21 protein-coding genes and 1 pseudogene are annotated in these 17,714 nt (G+C 60.0%); 10 read left to right on the top strand and 12 right to left on the bottom strand.

Annotated elements, in window-relative coordinates; translation table 11 throughout:
- Positions 1 to 18: 18 nt before the first annotated feature.
- The 9 genes from FRZ40_RS16930 to FRZ40_RS16890 form a co-directional block, all read right to left on the bottom strand.
- Positions 19 to 330 (bottom strand): hypothetical protein, encoded by a 312-nt coding sequence (locus FRZ40_RS16930; RefSeq protein WP_147234884.1) that lies wholly within the window; start codon positions 328 to 330, stop codon positions 19 to 21.
- 21 nt (positions 331 to 351) lie between these two features.
- Positions 352 to 2,280 (bottom strand): type II and III secretion system protein family protein, encoded by a 1,929-nt coding sequence (locus tag FRZ40_RS16925; RefSeq protein ID WP_147234883.1) that lies wholly within the window; start codon positions 2,278 to 2,280, stop codon positions 352 to 354.
- 100 nt (positions 2,281 to 2,380) lie between these two features.
- Positions 2,381 to 3,229 carry a Flp pilus assembly protein CpaB gene (gene cpaB, locus FRZ40_RS16920; protein ID WP_147234882.1) on the bottom strand — a complete coding sequence of 283 codons (849 nt, stop codon included), beginning with the start codon at positions 3,227 to 3,229 and terminating at the stop codon, positions 2,381 to 2,383.
- A gap of 63 nt (positions 3,230 to 3,292) precedes the next feature.
- Positions 3,293 to 4,720: an ATP-binding protein gene (locus FRZ40_RS16915; RefSeq protein ID WP_147234881.1), complete on the bottom strand. Its 1,428-nt coding sequence runs from the start codon at positions 4,718 to 4,720 to the stop codon at positions 3,293 to 3,295.
- Between the two features lie 126 nt (positions 4,721 to 4,846).
- Positions 4,847 to 5,395 carry an A24 family peptidase gene (locus FRZ40_RS16910; RefSeq protein ID WP_147234880.1) on the bottom strand — a complete coding sequence of 183 codons (549 nt, stop codon included), beginning with the start codon at positions 5,393 to 5,395 and terminating at the stop codon, positions 4,847 to 4,849.
- Between the two features lie 74 nt (positions 5,396 to 5,469).
- On the bottom strand, positions 5,470 to 5,658 hold the full coding sequence (locus tag FRZ40_RS16905; RefSeq protein ID WP_147234879.1) for a Flp family type IVb pilin: 189 nt from the start codon (positions 5,656 to 5,658) through the stop codon (positions 5,470 to 5,472).
- A 110-nt stretch (positions 5,659 to 5,768) separates the two neighbouring features.
- Positions 5,769 to 5,954 (bottom strand): Flp family type IVb pilin, encoded by a 186-nt coding sequence (locus tag FRZ40_RS16900; protein ID WP_147234878.1) that lies wholly within the window; start codon positions 5,952 to 5,954, stop codon positions 5,769 to 5,771.
- Positions 5,955 to 7,763: 1,809 nt separating this feature from the next.
- Entirely contained in the window at positions 7,764 to 8,078 is a 315-nt protein-coding gene (locus tag FRZ40_RS16895) for a high-potential iron-sulfur protein (RefSeq protein ID WP_086918210.1), read from the bottom strand.
- A 374-nt stretch (positions 8,079 to 8,452) separates the two neighbouring features.
- Positions 8,453 to 8,896, bottom strand: a complete 444-nt coding sequence (locus tag FRZ40_RS16890) for an aminotransferase-like domain-containing protein (RefSeq protein ID WP_147234877.1) — start codon at positions 8,894 to 8,896, stop codon at positions 8,453 to 8,455.
- Positions 8,897 to 9,375: 479 nt separating this feature from the next.
- Here FRZ40_RS16890 and FRZ40_RS44060 point away from each other — a divergent pair, with 479 nt between their 5' ends.
- From FRZ40_RS44060 to FRZ40_RS16865, 7 genes are all read left to right on the top strand, one after another.
- A complete protein-coding gene (locus tag FRZ40_RS44060) occupies positions 9,376 to 9,675 on the top strand; it encodes a hypothetical protein (protein ID WP_158647011.1) in 300 nt (99 codons plus the stop codon).
- Between the two features lie 42 nt (positions 9,676 to 9,717).
- A complete protein-coding gene (locus FRZ40_RS16885; RefSeq protein WP_147234876.1) occupies positions 9,718 to 10,302 on the top strand; it encodes a DUF1003 domain-containing protein in 585 nt (194 codons plus the stop codon).
- A gap of 212 nt (positions 10,303 to 10,514) precedes the next feature.
- Positions 10,515 to 11,021 (top strand): phasin family protein, encoded by a 507-nt coding sequence (locus FRZ40_RS16880; protein ID WP_147234875.1) that lies wholly within the window; start codon positions 10,515 to 10,517, stop codon positions 11,019 to 11,021.
- 252 nt (positions 11,022 to 11,273) lie between these two features.
- On the top strand, positions 11,274 to 11,546 hold the full coding sequence (locus FRZ40_RS16875; protein ID WP_147234874.1) for a hypothetical protein: 273 nt from the start codon (positions 11,274 to 11,276) through the stop codon (positions 11,544 to 11,546).
- 43 nt (positions 11,547 to 11,589) lie between these two features.
- On the top strand, positions 11,590 to 11,985 hold the full coding sequence (locus FRZ40_RS16870) for a type II toxin-antitoxin system HicB family antitoxin (protein ID WP_147234873.1): 396 nt from the start codon (positions 11,590 to 11,592) through the stop codon (positions 11,983 to 11,985).
- 179 nt (positions 11,986 to 12,164) lie between these two features.
- Positions 12,165 to 12,338 (top strand): hypothetical protein, encoded by a 174-nt coding sequence (locus FRZ40_RS44410; RefSeq protein WP_167528668.1) that lies wholly within the window; start codon positions 12,165 to 12,167, stop codon positions 12,336 to 12,338.
- Complete coding sequence (locus FRZ40_RS16865; RefSeq protein ID WP_240057207.1) at positions 12,314 to 12,625, top strand: hypothetical protein; 312 nt, start codon at positions 12,314 to 12,316, stop codon at positions 12,623 to 12,625. Before FRZ40_RS44410 ends, FRZ40_RS16865 begins: the two co-directional genes overlap by 25 nt.
- A gap of 55 nt (positions 12,626 to 12,680) precedes the next feature.
- On the opposite strand, the pseudogene FRZ40_RS16860 reads toward FRZ40_RS16865, so the two are convergent.
- The 3 genes and pseudogenes from FRZ40_RS16860 to FRZ40_RS16850 all read right to left on the bottom strand — a co-directional run bounded on the left by FRZ40_RS16860 (position 12,681) and on the right by FRZ40_RS16850 (position 14,599).
- Positions 12,681 to 13,108: pseudogene (locus FRZ40_RS16860) on the bottom strand (Crp/Fnr family transcriptional regulator).
- Between the two features lie 206 nt (positions 13,109 to 13,314).
- Complete coding sequence (locus FRZ40_RS16855) at positions 13,315 to 13,539, bottom strand: hypothetical protein (protein WP_147234872.1); 225 nt, start codon at positions 13,537 to 13,539, stop codon at positions 13,315 to 13,317.
- Positions 13,540 to 14,362: 823 nt separating this feature from the next.
- A complete protein-coding gene (locus tag FRZ40_RS16850) occupies positions 14,363 to 14,599 on the bottom strand; it encodes a hypothetical protein (protein WP_147234871.1) in 237 nt (78 codons plus the stop codon).
- A 721-nt stretch (positions 14,600 to 15,320) separates the two neighbouring features.
- On the opposite strand from FRZ40_RS16850, the gene FRZ40_RS16845 reads away from it, so the two are divergent.
- The 3 genes from FRZ40_RS16845 to FRZ40_RS16835 all read left to right on the top strand — a co-directional run bounded on the left by FRZ40_RS16845 (position 15,321) and on the right by FRZ40_RS16835 (position 17,711).
- Positions 15,321 to 15,638 carry a hypothetical protein gene (locus FRZ40_RS16845; RefSeq protein WP_147234870.1) on the top strand — a complete coding sequence of 106 codons (318 nt, stop codon included), beginning with the start codon at positions 15,321 to 15,323 and terminating at the stop codon, positions 15,636 to 15,638.
- Positions 15,639 to 16,225: 587 nt separating this feature from the next.
- Entirely contained in the window at positions 16,226 to 16,480 is a 255-nt protein-coding gene (locus FRZ40_RS16840; protein WP_240057206.1) for a DUF2513 domain-containing protein, read from the top strand.
- Between the two features lie 775 nt (positions 16,481 to 17,255).
- Positions 17,256 to 17,711, top strand: coding sequence for an Hsp20/alpha crystallin family protein (locus FRZ40_RS16835; protein WP_147234869.1), 456 nt, complete (start codon positions 17,256 to 17,258; stop codon positions 17,709 to 17,711).
- Positions 17,712 to 17,714 lie beyond the last annotated feature (3 nt).

Here is a 17,714-nt window from a genome sequence, read left to right as displayed (position 1 = left end):
CTCCTATGCAGGTTTCTGTTACTGGCCGCCGCCGCCCGAAGTTCCGCTGCCTACGCCGATGACGAATGCGTTCGGCGACGGCGTCGGCGCGCGGAAGGACTTGTCGTAGCTGTCCATCGCCGAAGCGGCGGACGTGCCATCGATGCCGGGTGTCGACTGTGCGTGTTCAGCTGCATGCGGATCGATGATCTGCGCCTGGGTGACCGTCTTCAGTGCTTCACCCCTATGCGCATCCCAGATCGGCGTGCTGGACATGCATCCAGCCAGCGCGCCGCAGACCGACACCGCGAGCGCTGCCCGGCGCGCGAAAACAATATGTGCGAGTTTCATCAGATTCCCCTTGGCGTGACTTCAGTGGTCCAGCGCATGGCGTGACGCATCGGTGTTCGCGACGTCCTGCCGTCCCTCGCGTGCAGCGATCCGGCGGGCGGTGCTCTCGATGCGGGCAATCCGTGCTGCCTGCTCGTCCGTCACCGGATTGAGCACTACGGGTTGAGCCAACGGCTCGGCCTTCTGCGGCGGCGTTGCATTACCGGACGCGGCCGGCTGCGCGGGCGCACTCATCGTGGCCTGCGTGTCGTGCGGCGGCAGTGCATTCGACACGGGTGCGGCGGGCGCCTGAGGTGCGGGCACAGGTGCCGGCGCTGGCGCATTACCCGGCTCGGTCCCGGCGGGCGCGGCGGAATACTTGCCGTGGCGGCCTTCCATGTTGCCCGTCGCATAGACGTCAGCTTCATTCGGTTGCGAGAAGCTGTCCGTCGGCAGCGGATAGTTCGGCGTCTGCAGTGGCTTCACGAGGTGCGGCGTGATGATGAACACCAGTTCCGTCAGGTCCTGCTGGAACGACGTGCTGCGAAGCAATGCGCCGAGAACGGGCACTTCGCCCAGACCGGGAACGGCTTTCAGCGCACCTGTCACGTTGCTGCTCAACAGCCCGCCGATCGCAAACGACTCGCCGTCGTGCATCTGCACGACCGTCGACGCGCGACGCGTGTTGATGAGCGGCAGGATGGAAACACCCGACAAGCCGGAAGCCGAGACCGCCACACCCGTGGGTGACAGTTCGGACACTTCAGGCGCCACCTTCAGGCTGATCCGCCCTCCAGACAGCACGGTCGGCGTGAACTTGAGCCCGACGCCGAACTCTTCCTGCTGCAGCGTGATGCTTGATACGCCGTTACCGCTGCTCTGGGGAATGGGAATGAAGATCTTGCCGCCCGAGAGGAACGTGGCCTCCTGTCCGCTGATCGTCACGAGGTTCGGTTCCGCAAGAATCTTGATCAGGTTGTCGGTCTTCTGTGCATCGACCGCCAGGTTGAACGGACGGTTGTTGGCCTTGCTGACGGCTAGCGCACTCGTCACGCCCGCGAGCAGGTTGCTCACCAGCGCCCCCGCCCACGAACCGAAGCCGCCCTGAATGTTGACTGCCGAACCCAGCTGGTTGATCAGCGTCTTCGACACCTCCGCTACCTTGACTTCCAGCATCACCTGCTGCGGCGAGTCGACGGACATCATGTTGATGACGGCAGCCGTCTTGGTGGTGCTCGAGCTCTGCTGGCTCACGCTCGCCGTCCCGTTGCCCGAATTCGACGAGGCCGCCTGCTGTTGCTGCGTGGGTTGCGAGTCCGCGAAGGCCTGTGCGATCTGCATGGCCTGTTGCGCAGCGGGTGCGCTCGACACATGACCGCTTACCACCAGGTTGCCGGCCGCCGTCGACACACGGATGCCCCGCTCTTCCGGCATCAGCTGCCGAAGCGCCTGCTGCAGTCCCTCGGCGTCGACACTGACGATCACGTTGATCATCTGGCACGAGCCGCCCTTGCCCTGCACGATCATGTTGGTCGTGCCGACCGTCATCCCGACGACGTAGAGCGTGCGAGGCGACACCAGCGCGGCCTGCGCAACGACGGGGTTGCCGAGCGTGCGGTTGCGCGCGGGCTCGAGAAGCGGGACGAGTACCGATTTGCCGACCGGCACGGTGACGTTGGTCTCATCGCGGATTTCTCCCGTACAGCTCGGGCCGCGCAACGGGATGGGCCCACTCATCGCCGCTGCTGCCGGCGCGGGTGCCATCGCCATCATCATCGGCGTTGCGCCTCGCGCGGCCGGCAGCGGTGGAGTCGCGCCGCGCTTGGCGAGCATCGGTGCTTCGATCGCCTCCTGCGCCGCGCTGGTCTGCGCGGCCATGAGCCCAAAGCAAAGCGCCGCGACGAGCGCCGTGCTGCCCAGTGAGCAGCGGTGCTGCTTGTTACCGCGCGAGAATCCCGGTTTCGTTTTCATTTGGTCATGCCCCCGTTACCCGATATTTGCAAGTCGAGACTTGCGTTCCTGCCTTGTTGTTGCCAGCCGCGGCGACCCGGTCAGAACGGCCGCAACCGGTCTAGAAACATTCGAGACTGCCCAGCACCCCCGACAGCACGCCGATGCAGTCACGCGGCGCAGCCGGGCGTGCCGCATAGTGCGTACGTACGGGGCGTGCCGGTGCTGCCGCGGGCGCCGAGGCAGCCACTGGGGCTTGCGTGCCGAGCAGCGTGAACTTGGTCGCGCCGGCAGTCGGCAGCGTTGCCGTGTCGACCTGGTTGCGCAGCACGAGCGACAACGTCCCCACACTGCGCGCCAGATCGAGCTTCTCTGCCTGTTCAGGCGTGACTTCGAGCGTGACGGCATTGACCACTTTCGGCTTGGTCTCGTCGCGGCCGACTTCCTGGGCGACGGCGAGCACGAGGATCTTCTCGAGCACGATCTTCGAAATGCTCTCGTCCTTGTTCGAACCCTTGTCGCTGCCTTTGTCCTGCTGCGTGCTGACGATGATGTCGACGTAGTTGCCTGGCAGCGCGAAGCCCGCGACGCCGATCACGTCGTTCACGCGCACGGTGATGGCGCGGCGCCCTTCACCGATCACAGCCGAAAGGCCGCCCATGGTGCCCACCGGGCTCAGCTTGCCTTCGAGGATCGGCTCGCCACGCAGCACGCTGTTTTTCATCACGCGCCCATCGAGCGTCTGGACATCGGTGAACGCGCCCGGCGGTACGCTGCCCGATGGCCAGTCCACCATCTTGATGAATTCTGTATTCAGCCGTTGCCCGAGATTGATGTCGACGGCCGCGACGGCAACCTTGGCCGTCATGCCCGACGACCTGTCCATCAGCCAGCGCGATGCCATTGCTACCGCACCGAGCCCGGCCACCGCAGCAACCAGCAACATCACCAACGCACGTATGTTCTTCATGACAACTCTCCCTGATGCCTGACCTGTTTCCTGACTAGCGTTTCCGGCCGTTTAACCGGTCCATTAACCGGCCGCTGATTTTTTTGCGCTTCTCTCAGCGGCGCCTTGCTGTTGCGGCGGTGGCGTGTCGTGCTCACCGACCACCGCGAAAAAGGCGTTCCAGGCGCGCAGAAGATTCAGCGCGTCGGCGATGGCCGGCTGATCCAGGTACTTCGCATTGGCGAGCACGATGCGCAGAAGGTCACCCGGATAACAGGCGAGCAAAGGCCTGCCCGACGTCATGTGCAGGTGATGCACGAGATACTCGAATGCATCGTCGTCCGAGACCACGCGCAGCTCTTCGCAGCGACGCTCGTACACGGCCCGGTACTCGGCGACGTCGAGCGCACCGACATACAGCTTGCAGCCGAGGCGCCGGAAGAAGGCCTCGTCGCCCAGATCGACCGGCGAGAAGTTGCTCGAAAATGCCACCCAGACTTCGAACGGCAGCGAGAAACGCAAGCCCGTATGCAGGGTGAGCATGTCGCGGCCGCGGTCGAATGGCACGATCCAGCGGTTGAGCAGTTCAGCCGGCTCGACACGCTGACGGCCGAGGTCGTCGACCACGTAAAGACCGCCATTGGCCTTCACGTGCGGCGGAGCCTGATAGAAGCCGCTGGATGCGTCGTAACGCAGCTCGAGCATGTCGAGCGTGAGCTCGCCGCCCGACAGCACCGTGGGCCGCCGGCAGATCTGCCAGCGCGCATCGGCGGGCGCACCCAACGCGCTGTCGTGCGAGGCAATCGTGACCGGCTCGTGGATCAGCGGGTCAAAAATCTGGATCACTTCGTTCTCGACGGCAACGGCATAGGGCACTGCAACGCGGCCCGGCAGCAGATTGCCCAATCGTTCGGCAAGCGAAGTTTTTCCGCTGCCCGGCGGCCCAAAGAAGATCACCGGCTTGCCGCTGTTGACCGCACCGCCAATGTCGTCGAGCAGCGAAGTCCTGACCGTCAGCCCTGCAAAGGCCGCGCGCACCTGCGCATACGTCACGTGCATGTGCCGCACGGATTGCCGCTTCAGCGCCGCTTCATAGGCGGCAAGCGATACGGGCGCCGGGCCGACGTAACGGCAGCGGTTCATGAATTCGGACGCACGCTGACGGCCGCCTTCCGTCAACTGCAGTTCGACATCGAGGTCGCTGGCCCCGCGCCGGACGATTTCGAGAATCCGTTCCCGCACACCGAACGACACGACGCTGTCGAGCACGCTTGCCCCGAGCTTGAGGCGTTGCACAAGCTGGGACAGCGACACCTTGCCCATCACGAAGGCGGACTTCGCGACGAGTTCAAGAAGGAAGTTCTGGTCAAGGCCCGTTTCAGCGATGGTCCGCGGCGCACGGGCGAGCAGGCTCGTTTCGGCCGGGTCCGCGTCTGACCGTGTGCGGCTTGCGTCGTGGAGGCGCGTCACGTCGGCCGACGCTTGCGGCGCCGTGTGTTGTTCGTCTTTCACGTTGTACCCCCGATTGGTCCCGTGCATTGCACGAAGTCTTCTCTGTCTGCTGCCTTTTCTGCTGTCTTTTCTTTCTCTTGCCCCTCGACGTGGGCTCTCTTCCTGAAATGAATCAGGCTGCGCGCATCAACCGATGCTCTGCCCCGAGTTCAGAACCATGATGCATAGCGTGCCCAGGGCAATGGCCACGCCATACGGCAGCGACCCGACAGAAGACGGTGCGGCGTCCTCTCCTGTTTCAGACAGACTGCCGCTCAGCCCACTCCCCGAAAGCAGGATGGCCAGCATGTTGGTGCCGGTCGACTTCAACGCGCGCCTGAAGACCACCACCGCCAGCGCCCAGACGCCGCCAATGACGCAGGTCACCAGCACGATCTCCAGCGCCGGCTCTGGTCCGACGAAGGCGCCGACCATCGCCATCAGCTTCACGTCGCCCGCGCCCATGCCGCGCAGCAGATAGAGCGGAAGAAACAGGCCCCCGCCAGTCAGTAATCCGAGTCCCCACGCCGAGTACCCCTGAGCTGCACCGTGCTGCCACCACTGCACGGCGAACGCCAGCACAAGGCCAGTGAGCACCAGCACGTTTGGAATGCGCCGTGCGTGCAGGTCCATGCCCGCGGCTGCGCCAAGCAGCCCCAACAGGCATGCCCCAACAGGAAAGTCAAAAGCGTTCATGGCGTTCCCCCGTTTGTGCTGCGGCAAAATCAGATCGACCCGCGATAGACGATGAGGCCGTTCCGTGATTGTTTTTAAGGCAACGTAACGGCGCCGAACCAATTACCGATGCCGGTGAAAAACTGGCCGAGTCCTTCGCCGAGGGCGGTAGCACCGCCGATGATGCTCACTGCGATCAATCCCGCGAGCAGGCCATATTCAATCGCCGTTACCCCATCTTCTTCGAGCACAAAGGCACGGATCAGGTCGAGAGCTTTTTTCATCTCTTCTCCCCAGGACGTTTAGTTTTCACGAACTCACTTCTCGGTGCCGATCACGGAGCTGCCTAGGCGCGAAGACCCGGCAGCTCCGCTCAGGGCGATTGCCGCGCCGATTACGCTGCTGGTGCGGTCACCTTGCCCGCGATGTAGTTGAACAGGCCATTCAGGTTTGTGCCGACAAGCTGCGCACCGGCGATGATCGCCACCGCGATCAACGCTGCCAGCAGACCATATTCAATCGCCGTCACACCATCTTCTTCACGCACAAAGGCACGGATCAGGCCGAGAGTTTTTTGCATTTGAAGCTCCTTGAAAAGGAAGTTGTTTTACTCAGGTACACTAAACATGCCCGCTGCGGGACCGGACATTGGTGAAGGCTGCCAACTGCACAGCCGGTTTTGGCCTGGCTGACCGGTTCGGTGCTGGAGCAGATCGCCTCGACGATGCGCTCCAGCCCGCCCCCTCCCCAACGCCACTTACTTCGGAAACCTCAACGACGGCCGAGTCCGTCGTGCTGGCTTCCTGACCTTCGCCACCATCGACGGCCGAAGCCCAGAAAGTGCCGAAGTTTTCGGACGTCGCAGAACTGAACCCCCCGTCAGCTGTTCTGTGGCGCCTGAAACCGTGCCGCTCATCCTGTTGAGCAATGTGCGGGTCACCGTTGCGGGTACATGTAGCCAGAACGGTGCCATCTGTGCCGAAAGGCTTGCTGGCATTAGTTCATTTGGCCAAATGAAAGACCTCTTGATGAGTCCGTGAAAGAAAATGTTTCAGAACTGAAAAACTGTTAAATCGGGGGGTTGGAGGTCCGCGCGGGCGCTAATGTGAGGAGGCGAACAGAAAAGTCTGATGAAACCTTCACGCGGAATTGGGCTCAATGGCGGCGTCTTAGGCTCTGCAAGACATCACCCAATTCTCGGGAGCATAGATTCGTCACAACAAAATCCGCGTAGGGGAAGATCATGAGGCAGCCCGCACGTCACAATTTGTTACAGACAAGAAACAGGAATTTATGAAAAAAACACTCGCCAAAAATCGGTGATCGTTATAACTGCCGGAAAAAAATGCTCGCGGAGGCCTAGAGAGCGCTTCCATATTGCCGATTTAGCTCGGTTTAGACTGATGAATACCCTAATTCTTGGGACTTACCGGGCCGCCAGTCTGCCTTCGTCACATTTTGTTACAGTGCTGATACGCGAGCGGTAATCATTGCTCATTGGGGTCGTCGAGCCGGGCAGGCTCGCGCCAGTTTTAGTGAAACTTTTAAACCGTACACGCCGAGTCGCCCATGACGTTCGGACATTCGCGCGAGGTCCTCATGTACCGGTGAACTCGATGCACCCGCCGACAGCGATGTGCCGCCTCGATCCAGTCCGGCCGGCGTACCGTTGTCGGGGCACTCCCGGTTCGGCTCGGCGGCTCGGAGCCGACCACAGGTGAACCATTGCGCCACGCCCACCTCCGTTGCGCCAACCCCGGCCGGAAGACATGAACCTGCGCGCAACTTTCTTTCTGACCAGTCCCTTTCCACTATTAAGCCCACCAGCGCGAATGGATTGCCGGCTGTGTCTGATTCCATTGCTTATTATTTTTTTTGAGGTGGTTGGACCGGTAGGCCGACATGGATGACGCTACACCCGCCCCCGTCATGGCTTGATGCTGATTCGCGGCTTACGGCCATAGCCTCGGGACGGCGAAGTCCCTTCTTCGATTACCCCGGGCCTCTCTAGCTAAGTAAGGGGAGAAAGGCCACCGTCTTCCCACCGTGCAGGTTTCGAAACGTCAGTCGGCTTTTCGCCGTAACTCGATTCCTTCGGCGATTTCGTTCAGAACCCGCACTGCGTGCGCAACAGATTCTCGATCTCCCGCTCCGTCTAACGCGCTTGCAACGAGCGCCGTTCGCGCGTCGTGCATGCTTTTCAGCGCAGCTTTTCCACCTTCGGTAGGGCAAATGATGGCTCCGCGCGCATCCGATGGATCTACCGCTCAACCACTAAGCCCAAGGACGGCGACAGCAGACCGATCGGAACGCCAAATTGGGAAGTCGAGGCGAGCCGTGCGGCAATGCCGACGCAGATCGCTTCGTCGAGACCACGTCTTCCTGTAGATCAGGCCTTCTTGGTATAGCCGCTGCACCATCCCTTGCTGTTGACTTGCTTTCCGCCAAACAGTGCACACGGGCCAAAAGCATCGCCCGCCTTACCCGAATACAGCGAGCAGTTGCTGCACATTGAGCCGGCCACGTACTTCGACCCGTACTTGGCCTTGTCGATCTTGGTTGCGTCTTCCTTGTAGCCGAGCGCTACCGCGGTCGGGTCGCTTTCGCTAACGTGCGGTGCATCGGCGAACGCCTGGCGTGAGAGGGCGAGCGCCGAAGCGGCGCCAAGACTCGTAATCAGAAACGTGCGACGAGACTGTTTCATTGGGGGATTCTCCAAGTGTTGTATTGGACCCGTTTGACAGGAACCTTTACTGCCGCCGTTTTGCGACGGCGGCAACGCGCAACATACAACGAAGATCGTTTGTGGCACTGCCGTCGCTGCAATGAAGAGAACAACGCCGCGACCCGCTCCCGCCTCGACTGGCAGCGAGCTGCCAGTCCCACCAGTATCGATGAAAACGGGACGGACTATCTATATAGGGTCGATTGCTGCCTGATGCGGAGGCATCATCGGTGGTGCCTCCGCGGACTCATCGTCGGACCGGGTACGGGCCAGCTACCGACAGTCAATCTCCTGGTCGGAATGACCGCTCATCGGACAGGAAGGGACATTGAGCAGCTTTCAGATTGTCGTCGCTATTTACTTCCCGTTTCCTTTCTCGGCGGGTTCGCACTGCGAGGAGCTTTTGCCACAGTTCCAATAGTCGTGGCGAGACATCGCGTGGCAGTTTCGATCTCCTCATCGCCGAAACCGCCGAGACCCGGCATCAATCCCATCGGACCGTTTCCGCCGGAATACACCGGAGACACCGCCCGCACGGCGACGCCCCTTTCGGCCGCGAGCGATGCCACCGATCTGTCGTCGACGCCTCCGCCCAGCCAGAGCACGAGGTGTATTCCCTGATCGCTCGGCTGCAACCAGGCGACTTCTTCCGGCAATAGTCGTCCGATGGTCTCGATGGTTCGCGCACGGCGATCCGCATAGACGCCACGGATGCGCCGGATGTGCCGGTCCAGGTGGTCTTCCTTGATCAATGCAGCCAGCACGCGCTGATACGCGTTTGGAGGATTGCGATCCATCAGCACACGCGCGCCGCAGAATGGATCCCCGAGGTTCTCGGGAACGCATCGGCCCCTTGCAACCCGGGTCGTTCGGGTGGCACTGTTTACGGCGAGCAGGCCATTGCGACGAACTGGGAAAGGCCGCCCGCAATCGGTCCCTATTCAAGGGACTTCCATGGCATGTCACATGCGGGCGTGGCGCTTATCCGGCGGTTCGGCGTCTTTATGCCCGATCTGGAGATGCATCATGACTCGTGATTCCGGCGATCCGCTCGCCAATGAGGCGCTGTGGCGTGGCCGGATCGATAGAGCCCAGCGATACAAATCCATGTCACGTGCCGAAGCCAACGGCATGCGCTCTGAGAGAAGTATCGCTGTCGGTCCATCGGCCTACGGGAAATCGGTCGGGCGAGCACCGACGGCATGCGCATGAAGAGCCACGCCTGCGTTGTGGCAAGCGAGGATCGTCGAAGCCGCGACTGGATGAACTTGAGACAATGTTGTCAGGCATCGATGCGACGCCGACGAGTTGCCTGGACGAGTTCGTCCTCAACGCTTTCTTTGCGCTTCCGCAGAATTCGACCGTGCGCTGGGTGGGACCGGTCTGGACGGCGACCAAACCGGCGGCGGCTTTTTCGGCTGCTTCGGTTTCTTTGCTTCGCGATTGCTGCGCAACTGACCTTTTGCCATCACACTACTCCGGTGGTATCGGTGCTCGCCAGAAAGCGCGAGTGTTCAAGCAGTGTGCGCTGATTTCAGCTCGCGGTTGCGAAGCGTTTTCAGCGATCTGGCCGTAGCAGAGAACCCTCTTCGACAGACGCGACTACCTCGAGTGCAAAATGCAAAAGCCCGCTGAGCTTGCCGAGAAATTCTTCGGCGTACCCTATGAAGCGTTGGACGAGCGCGCGAAGAATGTTGCGCGGCTGGTCGCGGAGCGCCGACACGTAGCAAGAGATGCGGCGAAAGAACTGGATGCCGCGATGACGCGAGGCCAGCGCGCAGCCGATGCCGTGGCGGCCTTCGGCGGATCGTGGATATTCATCACGTGTTTTATCGTGATCATGATTGTCTGGGTTGGCTTGAATTCGGTGATTCTGGCGAAGTACAGCGAGACTTTTGATCCATACCCCTACATTCTGCTCAACCTGTTTCTCTCGATGCTCGCGGCCATCCAAGCTCCCATCATCCTGATGGCCCAGAACAGGCAGTCATACAAGGACCGAATGTCCGCCGAGCACGACTACGAAATCAATCTGAAGGCCGAACTCGAAATCATGTTGCTGCATGAAAAGGTGGATATCCTGCGTGACGAGCAATGGACCGAATTGCTGAACATTCAGAAGGAGCAGATGGAAGCGCTGAAGAACCTGCTCACGTCCAGCAAGACATCGAGCGATAAAGTACCGGGGGCGCCCACCGCGTGAAACTATATGATCGAACGACGACGGCCTGTCGGTTCGGTCCGGCCGGATCTGCTTTCCGGAATCGCTGTACATCCGACGGGAAAGGTATACAGTGGGTGTTGTTGCGGCGCAGCATTGGCAGTGCTAGTCGCTCCGACCTGCTGATCTTTTAACGAGACACTCGCCTCCGAAATCCCTTGGACGCACGTGCCGGGTCGATTCGGGAGCATTCAATGAACACCACCGCTGTTGAGCAATCCGCTGACTTCGGCCTGCGTACATTGCCGGTATTTTTCGGCTTGCAGAATGAAGGGTTTGAGCGTTTGCAGAAGCTGACTCATCTCAATCTCGCAGCCCTAAAGGCGATGCTGGACGAAGGAAAAGCCGTCTTGTTATCGCTGCCATCCGGACTACCGTCATCCACTGGCGCGGTCGGCCTGTCGCAGCAATTTTTCGAGCGCGCCCTGGCGTATGCGGAGCATGTCCGACAGATCGATTCGCAGTTCATGGCAGCCGTGACACAGGCCGGCGAGGACCTGCAGAACCGGTACAACGCCATCGGCAAGCAGCTGGCGGCCAACCTTGGACAGACCACTCCCTTTGGTGCTGACGCAGCCTACGCCGCGATGCAGTCTGCGATCGGTGGGATGATGCGGTCCCAGGGAATGATGCAGGAAACCGTCCAGCACGCGGCCGGCATGTGTACGCCCGGCAACGCCGCAGTACCTGACATCGCATAGGCGATAGCGATGCGCGGCTTGCGTGCAAGCACGAAAACGGCGCTCTGCACGAGCAGGTCGCTGGGCGGTCTCACCGCCTGATGGGGAAGCCGGCAAGTCGCCGGCTTCCCCTTTTGCGCCGTTAAGATTTAGATTGCTATGCAGTGGCATTGAGCGCATTGTGAAGCCATCCAGATGTACCTGGCCGCCCTTTTTCGCATCCGGATAGACACTGTTCAATGACGGTCAGCACCGCTTAAGGAGCACGTCATCATGTCCATCCCCACCATCGAATACAGAGGGTACGCGCTCAGCGCGTACCCTCGACAGGAATTCCCCCTGCATCGCGATCCGTATGCCAAAGGTCAAAGGCAGTTCTCGTGCATCGTGAGAATTGACCCCATTCCGGCCGCCGGGGTCAAGGCCGGGCGCTATTCAACGTTATTCGGTACAGCAAGTCCCACCAACGAGGACGACGCCGTCGACCTCGCGATGCAATACGGCAAAGACATCATAGACGGCAAGGTTCAGGCGACCGAACTCTGACACACCGAATGCCAGTCAGTCGACCGCTCGAGGGGAGCAGGTCATGGAATATCCACTTTACGTCCACCGCGATGGCGACACCGGCTTTCGCGCCAGTTTTCCCGATTTGCCCCGCGCCGATGTGCGCGGCAATTCGTTGGGCGAACTGAAGCGCAACGCGCAAGAGATGGTCGAGTTGATGTACGACCGCAGCGAGCAACTCATACCTGCTCCCACCTGCAGTACATCGGAATTGCATGCGCTCGACGTGGACGACGGGGAAGGGATCTGGATGTTTATCGACATCAACCTGGCGCGGGTTACCTCAAAAGCTGTAGGCATTCAATTGAGCCTGCTTGAGAGTCTGCTGCAGCGAGTCGATGTGGCGGCAAAAGAACGTCATATGACGCGCTCAGCGTTCATCACGCTGGCTGCCGTACATGAACTTGAGAACCGATAGGGATGGCAATCGTCCTGGGCGCGTGTACCCGGCGGGTTTTCGTGGACGGGTGACGCCGGTCGCGCTACGACGGACCTTAAGAATCGAACGCGTAGTTGCGATGTGTCGCTTCGTCCCGACTTTAGGACGCCGCCAGCCGTCTGTTGGCGAACCAGTTTGTCTCACAGTAGGAGTGCATCATGATTGACGACCAAGTGAATGCGGAAGAACTAGCGGAAAGCAGGAGACAGAGAGAAGCCGCGGAGAATGCGACGGACGATGGCATGCCTGTGGCGCCGGAACATAACGCGAGAGACGTTGGACAAATTCAATATAAGACGCCGAAGCAATGGATCAGGTACAGCAAGAAATAGCTGGGTTCAGGCCGCAGCTTTATGCAATCCTGAACGTCGTCGATTCTTGCCCGAGGCAACGACAAGTTTCTTCAGGGGTACTGATGCCACGTGCTCAGTTTGAAAAAGACCTGAACCACCTCGAACGGGTCATTCCGCTACTTGTCCGGGGAAATGCCCTTGGACTACCGTACTGGCGGCGTCGTATTACATCGCTGTCTATGCATCAGGATCTGATTCCCGATGGCATAAAGCGCGTGGCCAGACTGCTCAGATCATTCGATGAAATTGAGCACAAATCGACGTGAGGTCGACCCGCCACATCGTATTGGCCGAATGATCTATGTCGCACATGCGCTTCGGTCACAGCGTCTTCAAATCTGGCAACAGGCGATCGAATTCCCGCTTCACCACGGCGTAGCATTCGCAGACATGCCGTTCGAGACCTGGCCGGTCAAGCACCTCGATGTGGCGATGACTGCATGGCCGGCACTTTGCACGATCGCGCGACTCGGGGTGGTTTCCCCACCCATGAAGATCGCGATGCCGACGATTCCTTCCCTGCCCACGATGGCAATTTTGGCAGACGCGCCATCCTCCATCACGTATAGCAGCGAAACGATCGACGTGGTTGGAAAATAGACATGCTCGAGCTGGCCACCCGACTCGTAGACGGCCTGCCCGAGCGGCATGTCGACCTCCACGAGGTGGGGTGCGAGGCGCTGCCACTCCGCATCGGGTAGCACTGCCAGCAGTTGGTTCGCTTTCGAATCCTGAAACCTGCAGGCGATCGTGGCAGGGGCCACGGTGACGCCCCTCAAGACCGCGGCGTAGGTGGATTGGGCACGATCGCGCCGGGTTACCGGTCGAAGTGGGACGCGATAGCCGGTGGCCCGCGCAGCGCCTCGCCGCGTTGCCCATGTTCACCGGCTAGGTTCAACACCAGCTTCCGATTCATGAGCGATGCGAACGGAATGAATTGCTCCGCCCGCACCCATCAGATCGACGCGGCCACCTCACTCCTTCCCCCACCGTTGATCCCGCTTCCAGTTCGCCATACCTGCTTGCCCCGCTCGGACAACTCGCCGCAACTATGCTCCGCGTCGGCCTCCGTCCCTTCTACCGCCATCTCGCCGCCGGCCTGTTCCTGCGCCTTTTGTTTCTGCCCGTGCCGTGCCGCCACCGCTTCGTCGTGTGACCTGCCTGCGTAATTCAGGGTCATTTCGCCTGCTCCTTCAAAAACAGTCTTTGCCGCCTGGCAATCTGCCAACGTGTGTCATTTTCGAAGCTACCGTCCGAATTGCTTGCGCAGCCTGTCCATGACATGGTGTTCATCCAGCCAACGGGTCTCCCGCTTCCGGAGGAGGCTGCGTCTATATCGCCGTAGCGACGCGCCGAACAACAGCGCCAGCCCGATCACGATGCCCCACATTGCGTACGTCATATCATCCTTTTCAATTAGTTCTCGATTTACACCGGCCGACAGATTACGCGGTAGAGAAATGGCGCTTCCGTGCCCCGGCACTTCCGAAAGTCCTGTGCTAGGTCGTTCAGTGCTTATGACGCATCCATTCGCGGATCGGATGCGTGTCTAGCCAACGGACAACGGACCCGTCCTTGTGTTCTCGCCTATACCGTGTGGCTGCAAATACCGCGACGCATAGCACCACCGCAATCCCCACTACAAAGCTGATCATTGACTGGCTCATGGCAGCCTCCCTTGAGGTTGGAGCATTAGTTATATTTTAGGTGACCGGAGGAAAAGCATCAGCCGTACTCATTCACCGAGCCTCGATTTCAGGGAAACCTGCCGTTTCTGGGCACCCTCTTGCGTTTCTCACCACTGTTTCGGTGTTCTGCCTGATCTTCATCAACGTCTCGTGTCTTGCTGTCCGGTGTAACGGGCATGTCATCACCCGTCGCGTTCTCCGCCGCGTCTCGCTGTTCTTTTCGCTCTTCGAGGAAATTTGGCGCACAACGAAGGCAGCGCACGTGCAGCTTGTAACACCCTCCTTACCCGGTACGACGCGTCCCGCAGCTCATGTCTAATCAGCGGGCCCGAGGATTACATCGACAGCGGCGTGACCGGCGATCTCCGCAACAAAATAGGCCCAACGTCGGGAAAACGGGCCACCTCGGATTTTGATGCGCTCGCCGAGCGCTGCCACACCAGGAGGCTTGATGGGTCCGTCGATGCGAAACCAGACATCGAACATATCCGTCGATGTGGAAAGTAGATCAATGTGAATTTCGAACCCGCGATATTCGACTGTTCGTTGCATGAAGACCTCCGGTTCCAGCGCCGCAACAAGACGGAAAGATCAATGGTAGACCTATTTTTCTTCTGCCTTCGCCTTCAGGTGGACATCGCCCACATCTTTTGCAGCAGCCCTCAACTCGTACTGGCAGCGCCGTGACACGAGCAATTTCATTCCGGCTTGTCGAAGACGCCAGCTTCGAGATCTGGGCTGAAACGCTGCGCCCAGTCGGTTTCGTAACCGATGGGTATCCAAATTGGGTCGATACTCCCATCTATGTCTGATCCGGTCGCAGCCGGGAACTACGAGCGCACCGATTTTGAGCGAGCGCGCGACGGTAAACTGCCAGGACAGTTTTGTCATGGCTCATGCCACCCTTGATGACCCATCGCAATTTGCGTCGGTTTCGCGCGCGACCGTGAAGCGCCGGGGCCGCCTGCAGATGAATCGAAGGACGTATGTCACGTTCGGAGTACGTCTCTTCCGCCTCCAGCCGTTTTGCTCAACCATGTCATCTGCTCACGTTGTTCCGCCCGGGCATAGCGTCGCCTGATGGCGCTAACCCGGCGCCGCCACAAGCATCGATCGCGCAAGCTACGCAGACACGTAGTAGCACGACTGGTAACATCCGCGCGCCGGACAGTTGATGCGAATGGACGAGTCAGTCGATGCACAGACCGATAATTAAGGCCTCCTCTCCACAGCGGGGCTACACTATAAACAGGACAAGTCCCGGAGCAGCACCATGGCCGACGCTACCCCCCAAAGCACTTTTCGCGGTCTTCCCTTGACGCCGGAGCAGGACGCAGAAGTCAGGCACTACATAAAGAGGCAAAAGCAGCATGGCACGCCGTGGGACACGCCGGAGTTGGCGGCCATGCTTGAAGACATGCTGAAGCCACCGGGCAACGAAGACGAAGGACTCGGCGCCACCGTCGACGAAACCAGGGCAGCCGCGGAGCGGGCGACAGCTTCCATCGACGAGACCATGGAACCCATTGAGGCAGACGAGGAGCGGAATGCGGCCATGGAAACCGAAGGTATGAGGGGACCCAGACGTTGATTCCCGGACGGTGCACACGACTGGTGTCGAGATTCACCCGGCGCGTTCGGACCGTGGGATGGCCCTGTCAGTGACTCAGGGTCACATCGATTGCAGCACCGCCAGCCAGCGTTGCTCAAGCCCTCACCGACGAGAAGACGGCCCGCCGAGTACTTTGATGCACTCGTCTCGAAGCGAAGCGCGCCGCCTCACGACAAGTGAAAGAGTTCATCGGATCCAGCAGGGTGAAGGTAACTTGTGCAGCCTGGCTCAGGTCGGAGCAGAAGCCAGACGGGGATTCGTCCCTGTCACTGCGCGAAGCCGCTCGCGACGAGCACGAAAAAACAATCAAACGGACAATGCTGGACGACCCGCACAGGGATTTTGCCTGATGGGTCGAAACTTCTCAGTTAGATGGAAGGCCAGGCCGCTTTCGTCTAACGAAGGTAGATCGTGGACGCAACCCAAGTCGTGATGTTCCGCACGCTCCACGGAACTGGGTGGAAGCGCAAAGCGGCACGTAATGCGCCCCACCCGGGTAGGTTGCGCAGACGTTGTACCGGTGGCGCCATCTCGATGAGTGATCCTGTCTACGACAGGAGGAAATCGTGAAACGCGAGATGAATCTGGCATTGGCAATATTGAAGACGCTCGAGGAAAACAAGTCCCCGCACCTCAGCGAATTTGACATTGAGAGCGCGCTCAAGAATGCGTTCGACGTTTCGAACCGGGGCGTGTCGTATCACTTGAACCTGCTGGCCGACGCAAATCTCGTGCGCTCGATGGGTACAGATTGGCGGCTAACCTGGGATGGCCACGAGTTTTTGAAGGCTGCAGCCCCGAATGCGTTCGAAGACACCTAAGGTCTGACTTAAGCTCTGGAAAAGCCCCTCGGCTTTCGCGGCGACAACACGGGAGCCGGGAACCACACAGGAGCCCGCCCCAACAGGCAAGTCATCGGCCGTTTCGGCCCGCGGTTACAACTCTGTGCTGAACGTAGGGGCGGTTCCCGAATCCGATTTTTAGGAGGGCGAATTAGACGCACGGACAGGTGGTCTTTGCAGTACAATGGAGTTTATAACGAAGCGAAAGCAACCCGAGAACAACCGCGACGAGGCCAAGCATCGAATCAGCGGCGCGCACAGCAAGTTGAGCACGGCAAGCGCAAGCAAGCCGAAGTTCAAAATGACGGCGCCGAGCATAAATTTCAAACGCCCAATGCGCCTCAAACCACGGGACAGCGCGTCTGATAAGCGTCAGTCGCGAGACTGCTGAAGAGCAGTCAGCAGAAGCCGGCCAAGCGTCGGCTTCTTTTTGTTTGGCGTACGAGAAAAAGCCCGGCACCGAAGCGGAACGGGCAGACTCCATTCGATCGCCGAGCTAGGGAAACGCTGATTTGTTCCTGATCCTGGAATCGAGTGCAAGGCGCATTGCCTGCCTCAGCTCCGGTGTGGCGAGCGCGTTCGACAATCCGATCTCTTGTATTTTTTTGCCCGCTCCCATCTATAAATTATATAGGCCGGCCACACCCCTTCCCGCCCAACGTGAGGTTCGAGTGACTGCCCTTGGCCGCCCTTTCGGCGAAGTTGCCGAGGGCCGCACTCGCCTGCTAGGTGAGAGATGAAAGGAGATCCAGCCATGAAGGGTTCATTCATGAGGTTTTCTTCCGACGTATTTCCGGACTTCGAGCGGCTCCTCCAGGAGCAGATGGACGCCGTCGTTCGAAACTTTGGCGTTGCGGCCGGCATCCGTGCCGGCGCTCGGGGTACATTTCCCCCAATCAACATCGGAAGTACGGTCGACGCCATCGAAGTGGTCGCATTTGTAGCAGGCGTCGACCCGCAGGCGCTGCAGGTGTCCATCGACAAGGGCCTGCTTATCCTGAGCGGCGAAAGGCCGTCCGCCCTTGCGGACGCCGGCGAGCGCAAAATCGTCTATGCGGACGAACGGTTTGCCGGCAAGTTTCGCCGCGTCGTCAGCCTGCCTGACGATGCCGACCCGGCTCGCGTCGAGGCAAAATATGCGGACGGTTGTCTGCGCGTCACCGTGATGAAGCGCGAGTCGTCCAAGCCTCGCCTGATTCAGGTCCAGTAAGCG

The sequence above is a fragment of the Paraburkholderia azotifigens genome, from assembly GCF_007995085.1.
Lineage (GTDB): Bacteria > Pseudomonadota > Gammaproteobacteria > Burkholderiales > Burkholderiaceae > Paraburkholderia > Paraburkholderia azotifigens.
This window is presented reverse-complemented; position numbering and strand designations above follow the sequence as displayed.

What these genes read in the sequence shown, in the direction of transcription:
- FRZ40_RS16930 (WP_147234884.1), bottom strand. Translation starts at nt 330, where the DNA reads ATGAAACTCGCACATATTGTTTTCGCGCGCCGGGCAGCGCTCGCGGTG.
- FRZ40_RS16925 (WP_147234883.1), bottom strand. Translation starts at nt 2,280, where the DNA reads ATGAAAACGAAACCGGGATTCTCGCGCGGTAACAAGCAGCACCGCTGC.
- cpaB (WP_147234882.1), bottom strand. Translation starts at nt 3,229, where the DNA reads ATGAAGAACATACGTGCGTTGGTGATGTTGCTGGTTGCTGCGGTGGCC.
- FRZ40_RS16910 (WP_147234880.1), bottom strand. Translation starts at nt 5,395, where the DNA reads ATGAACGCTTTTGACTTTCCTGTTGGGGCATGCCTGTTGGGGCTGCTT.
- FRZ40_RS16905 (WP_147234879.1), bottom strand. Translation starts at nt 5,658, where the DNA reads ATGAAAAAAGCTCTCGACCTGATCCGTGCCTTTGTGCTCGAAGAAGAT.
- FRZ40_RS16900 (WP_147234878.1), bottom strand. Translation starts at nt 5,954, where the DNA reads ATGCAAAAAACTCTCGGCCTGATCCGTGCCTTTGTGCGTGAAGAAGAT.
- FRZ40_RS16895 (WP_086918210.1), bottom strand. Translation starts at nt 8,078, where the DNA reads ATGAAACAGTCTCGTCGCACGTTTCTGATTACGAGTCTTGGCGCCGCT.
- FRZ40_RS16890 (WP_147234877.1), bottom strand. Translation starts at nt 8,896, where the DNA reads ATGGATCGCAATCCTCCAAACGCGTATCAGCGCGTGCTGGCTGCATTG.
- FRZ40_RS44060 (WP_158647011.1), top strand. Translation starts at nt 9,376, where the DNA reads ATGTTGTCAGGCATCGATGCGACGCCGACGAGTTGCCTGGACGAGTTC.
- FRZ40_RS16885 (WP_147234876.1), top strand. Translation starts at nt 9,718, where the DNA reads ATGCAAAAGCCCGCTGAGCTTGCCGAGAAATTCTTCGGCGTACCCTAT.
- FRZ40_RS16880 (WP_147234875.1), top strand. Translation starts at nt 10,515, where the DNA reads ATGAACACCACCGCTGTTGAGCAATCCGCTGACTTCGGCCTGCGTACA.
- FRZ40_RS16875 (WP_147234874.1), top strand. Translation starts at nt 11,274, where the DNA reads ATGTCCATCCCCACCATCGAATACAGAGGGTACGCGCTCAGCGCGTAC.
- FRZ40_RS16870 (WP_147234873.1), top strand. Translation starts at nt 11,590, where the DNA reads ATGGAATATCCACTTTACGTCCACCGCGATGGCGACACCGGCTTTCGC.
- FRZ40_RS44410 (WP_167528668.1), top strand. Translation starts at nt 12,165, where the DNA reads ATGATTGACGACCAAGTGAATGCGGAAGAACTAGCGGAAAGCAGGAGA.
- FRZ40_RS16865 (WP_240057207.1), top strand. Translation starts at nt 12,314, where the DNA reads ATGGATCAGGTACAGCAAGAAATAGCTGGGTTCAGGCCGCAGCTTTAT.
- FRZ40_RS16855 (WP_147234872.1), bottom strand. Translation starts at nt 13,539, where the DNA reads ATGACCCTGAATTACGCAGGCAGGTCACACGACGAAGCGGTGGCGGCA.
- FRZ40_RS16850 (WP_147234871.1), bottom strand. Translation starts at nt 14,599, where the DNA reads ATGCAACGAACAGTCGAATATCGCGGGTTCGAAATTCACATTGATCTA.
- FRZ40_RS16845 (WP_147234870.1), top strand. Translation starts at nt 15,321, where the DNA reads ATGGCCGACGCTACCCCCCAAAGCACTTTTCGCGGTCTTCCCTTGACG.
- FRZ40_RS16835 (WP_147234869.1), top strand. Translation starts at nt 17,256, where the DNA reads ATGAAGGGTTCATTCATGAGGTTTTCTTCCGACGTATTTCCGGACTTC.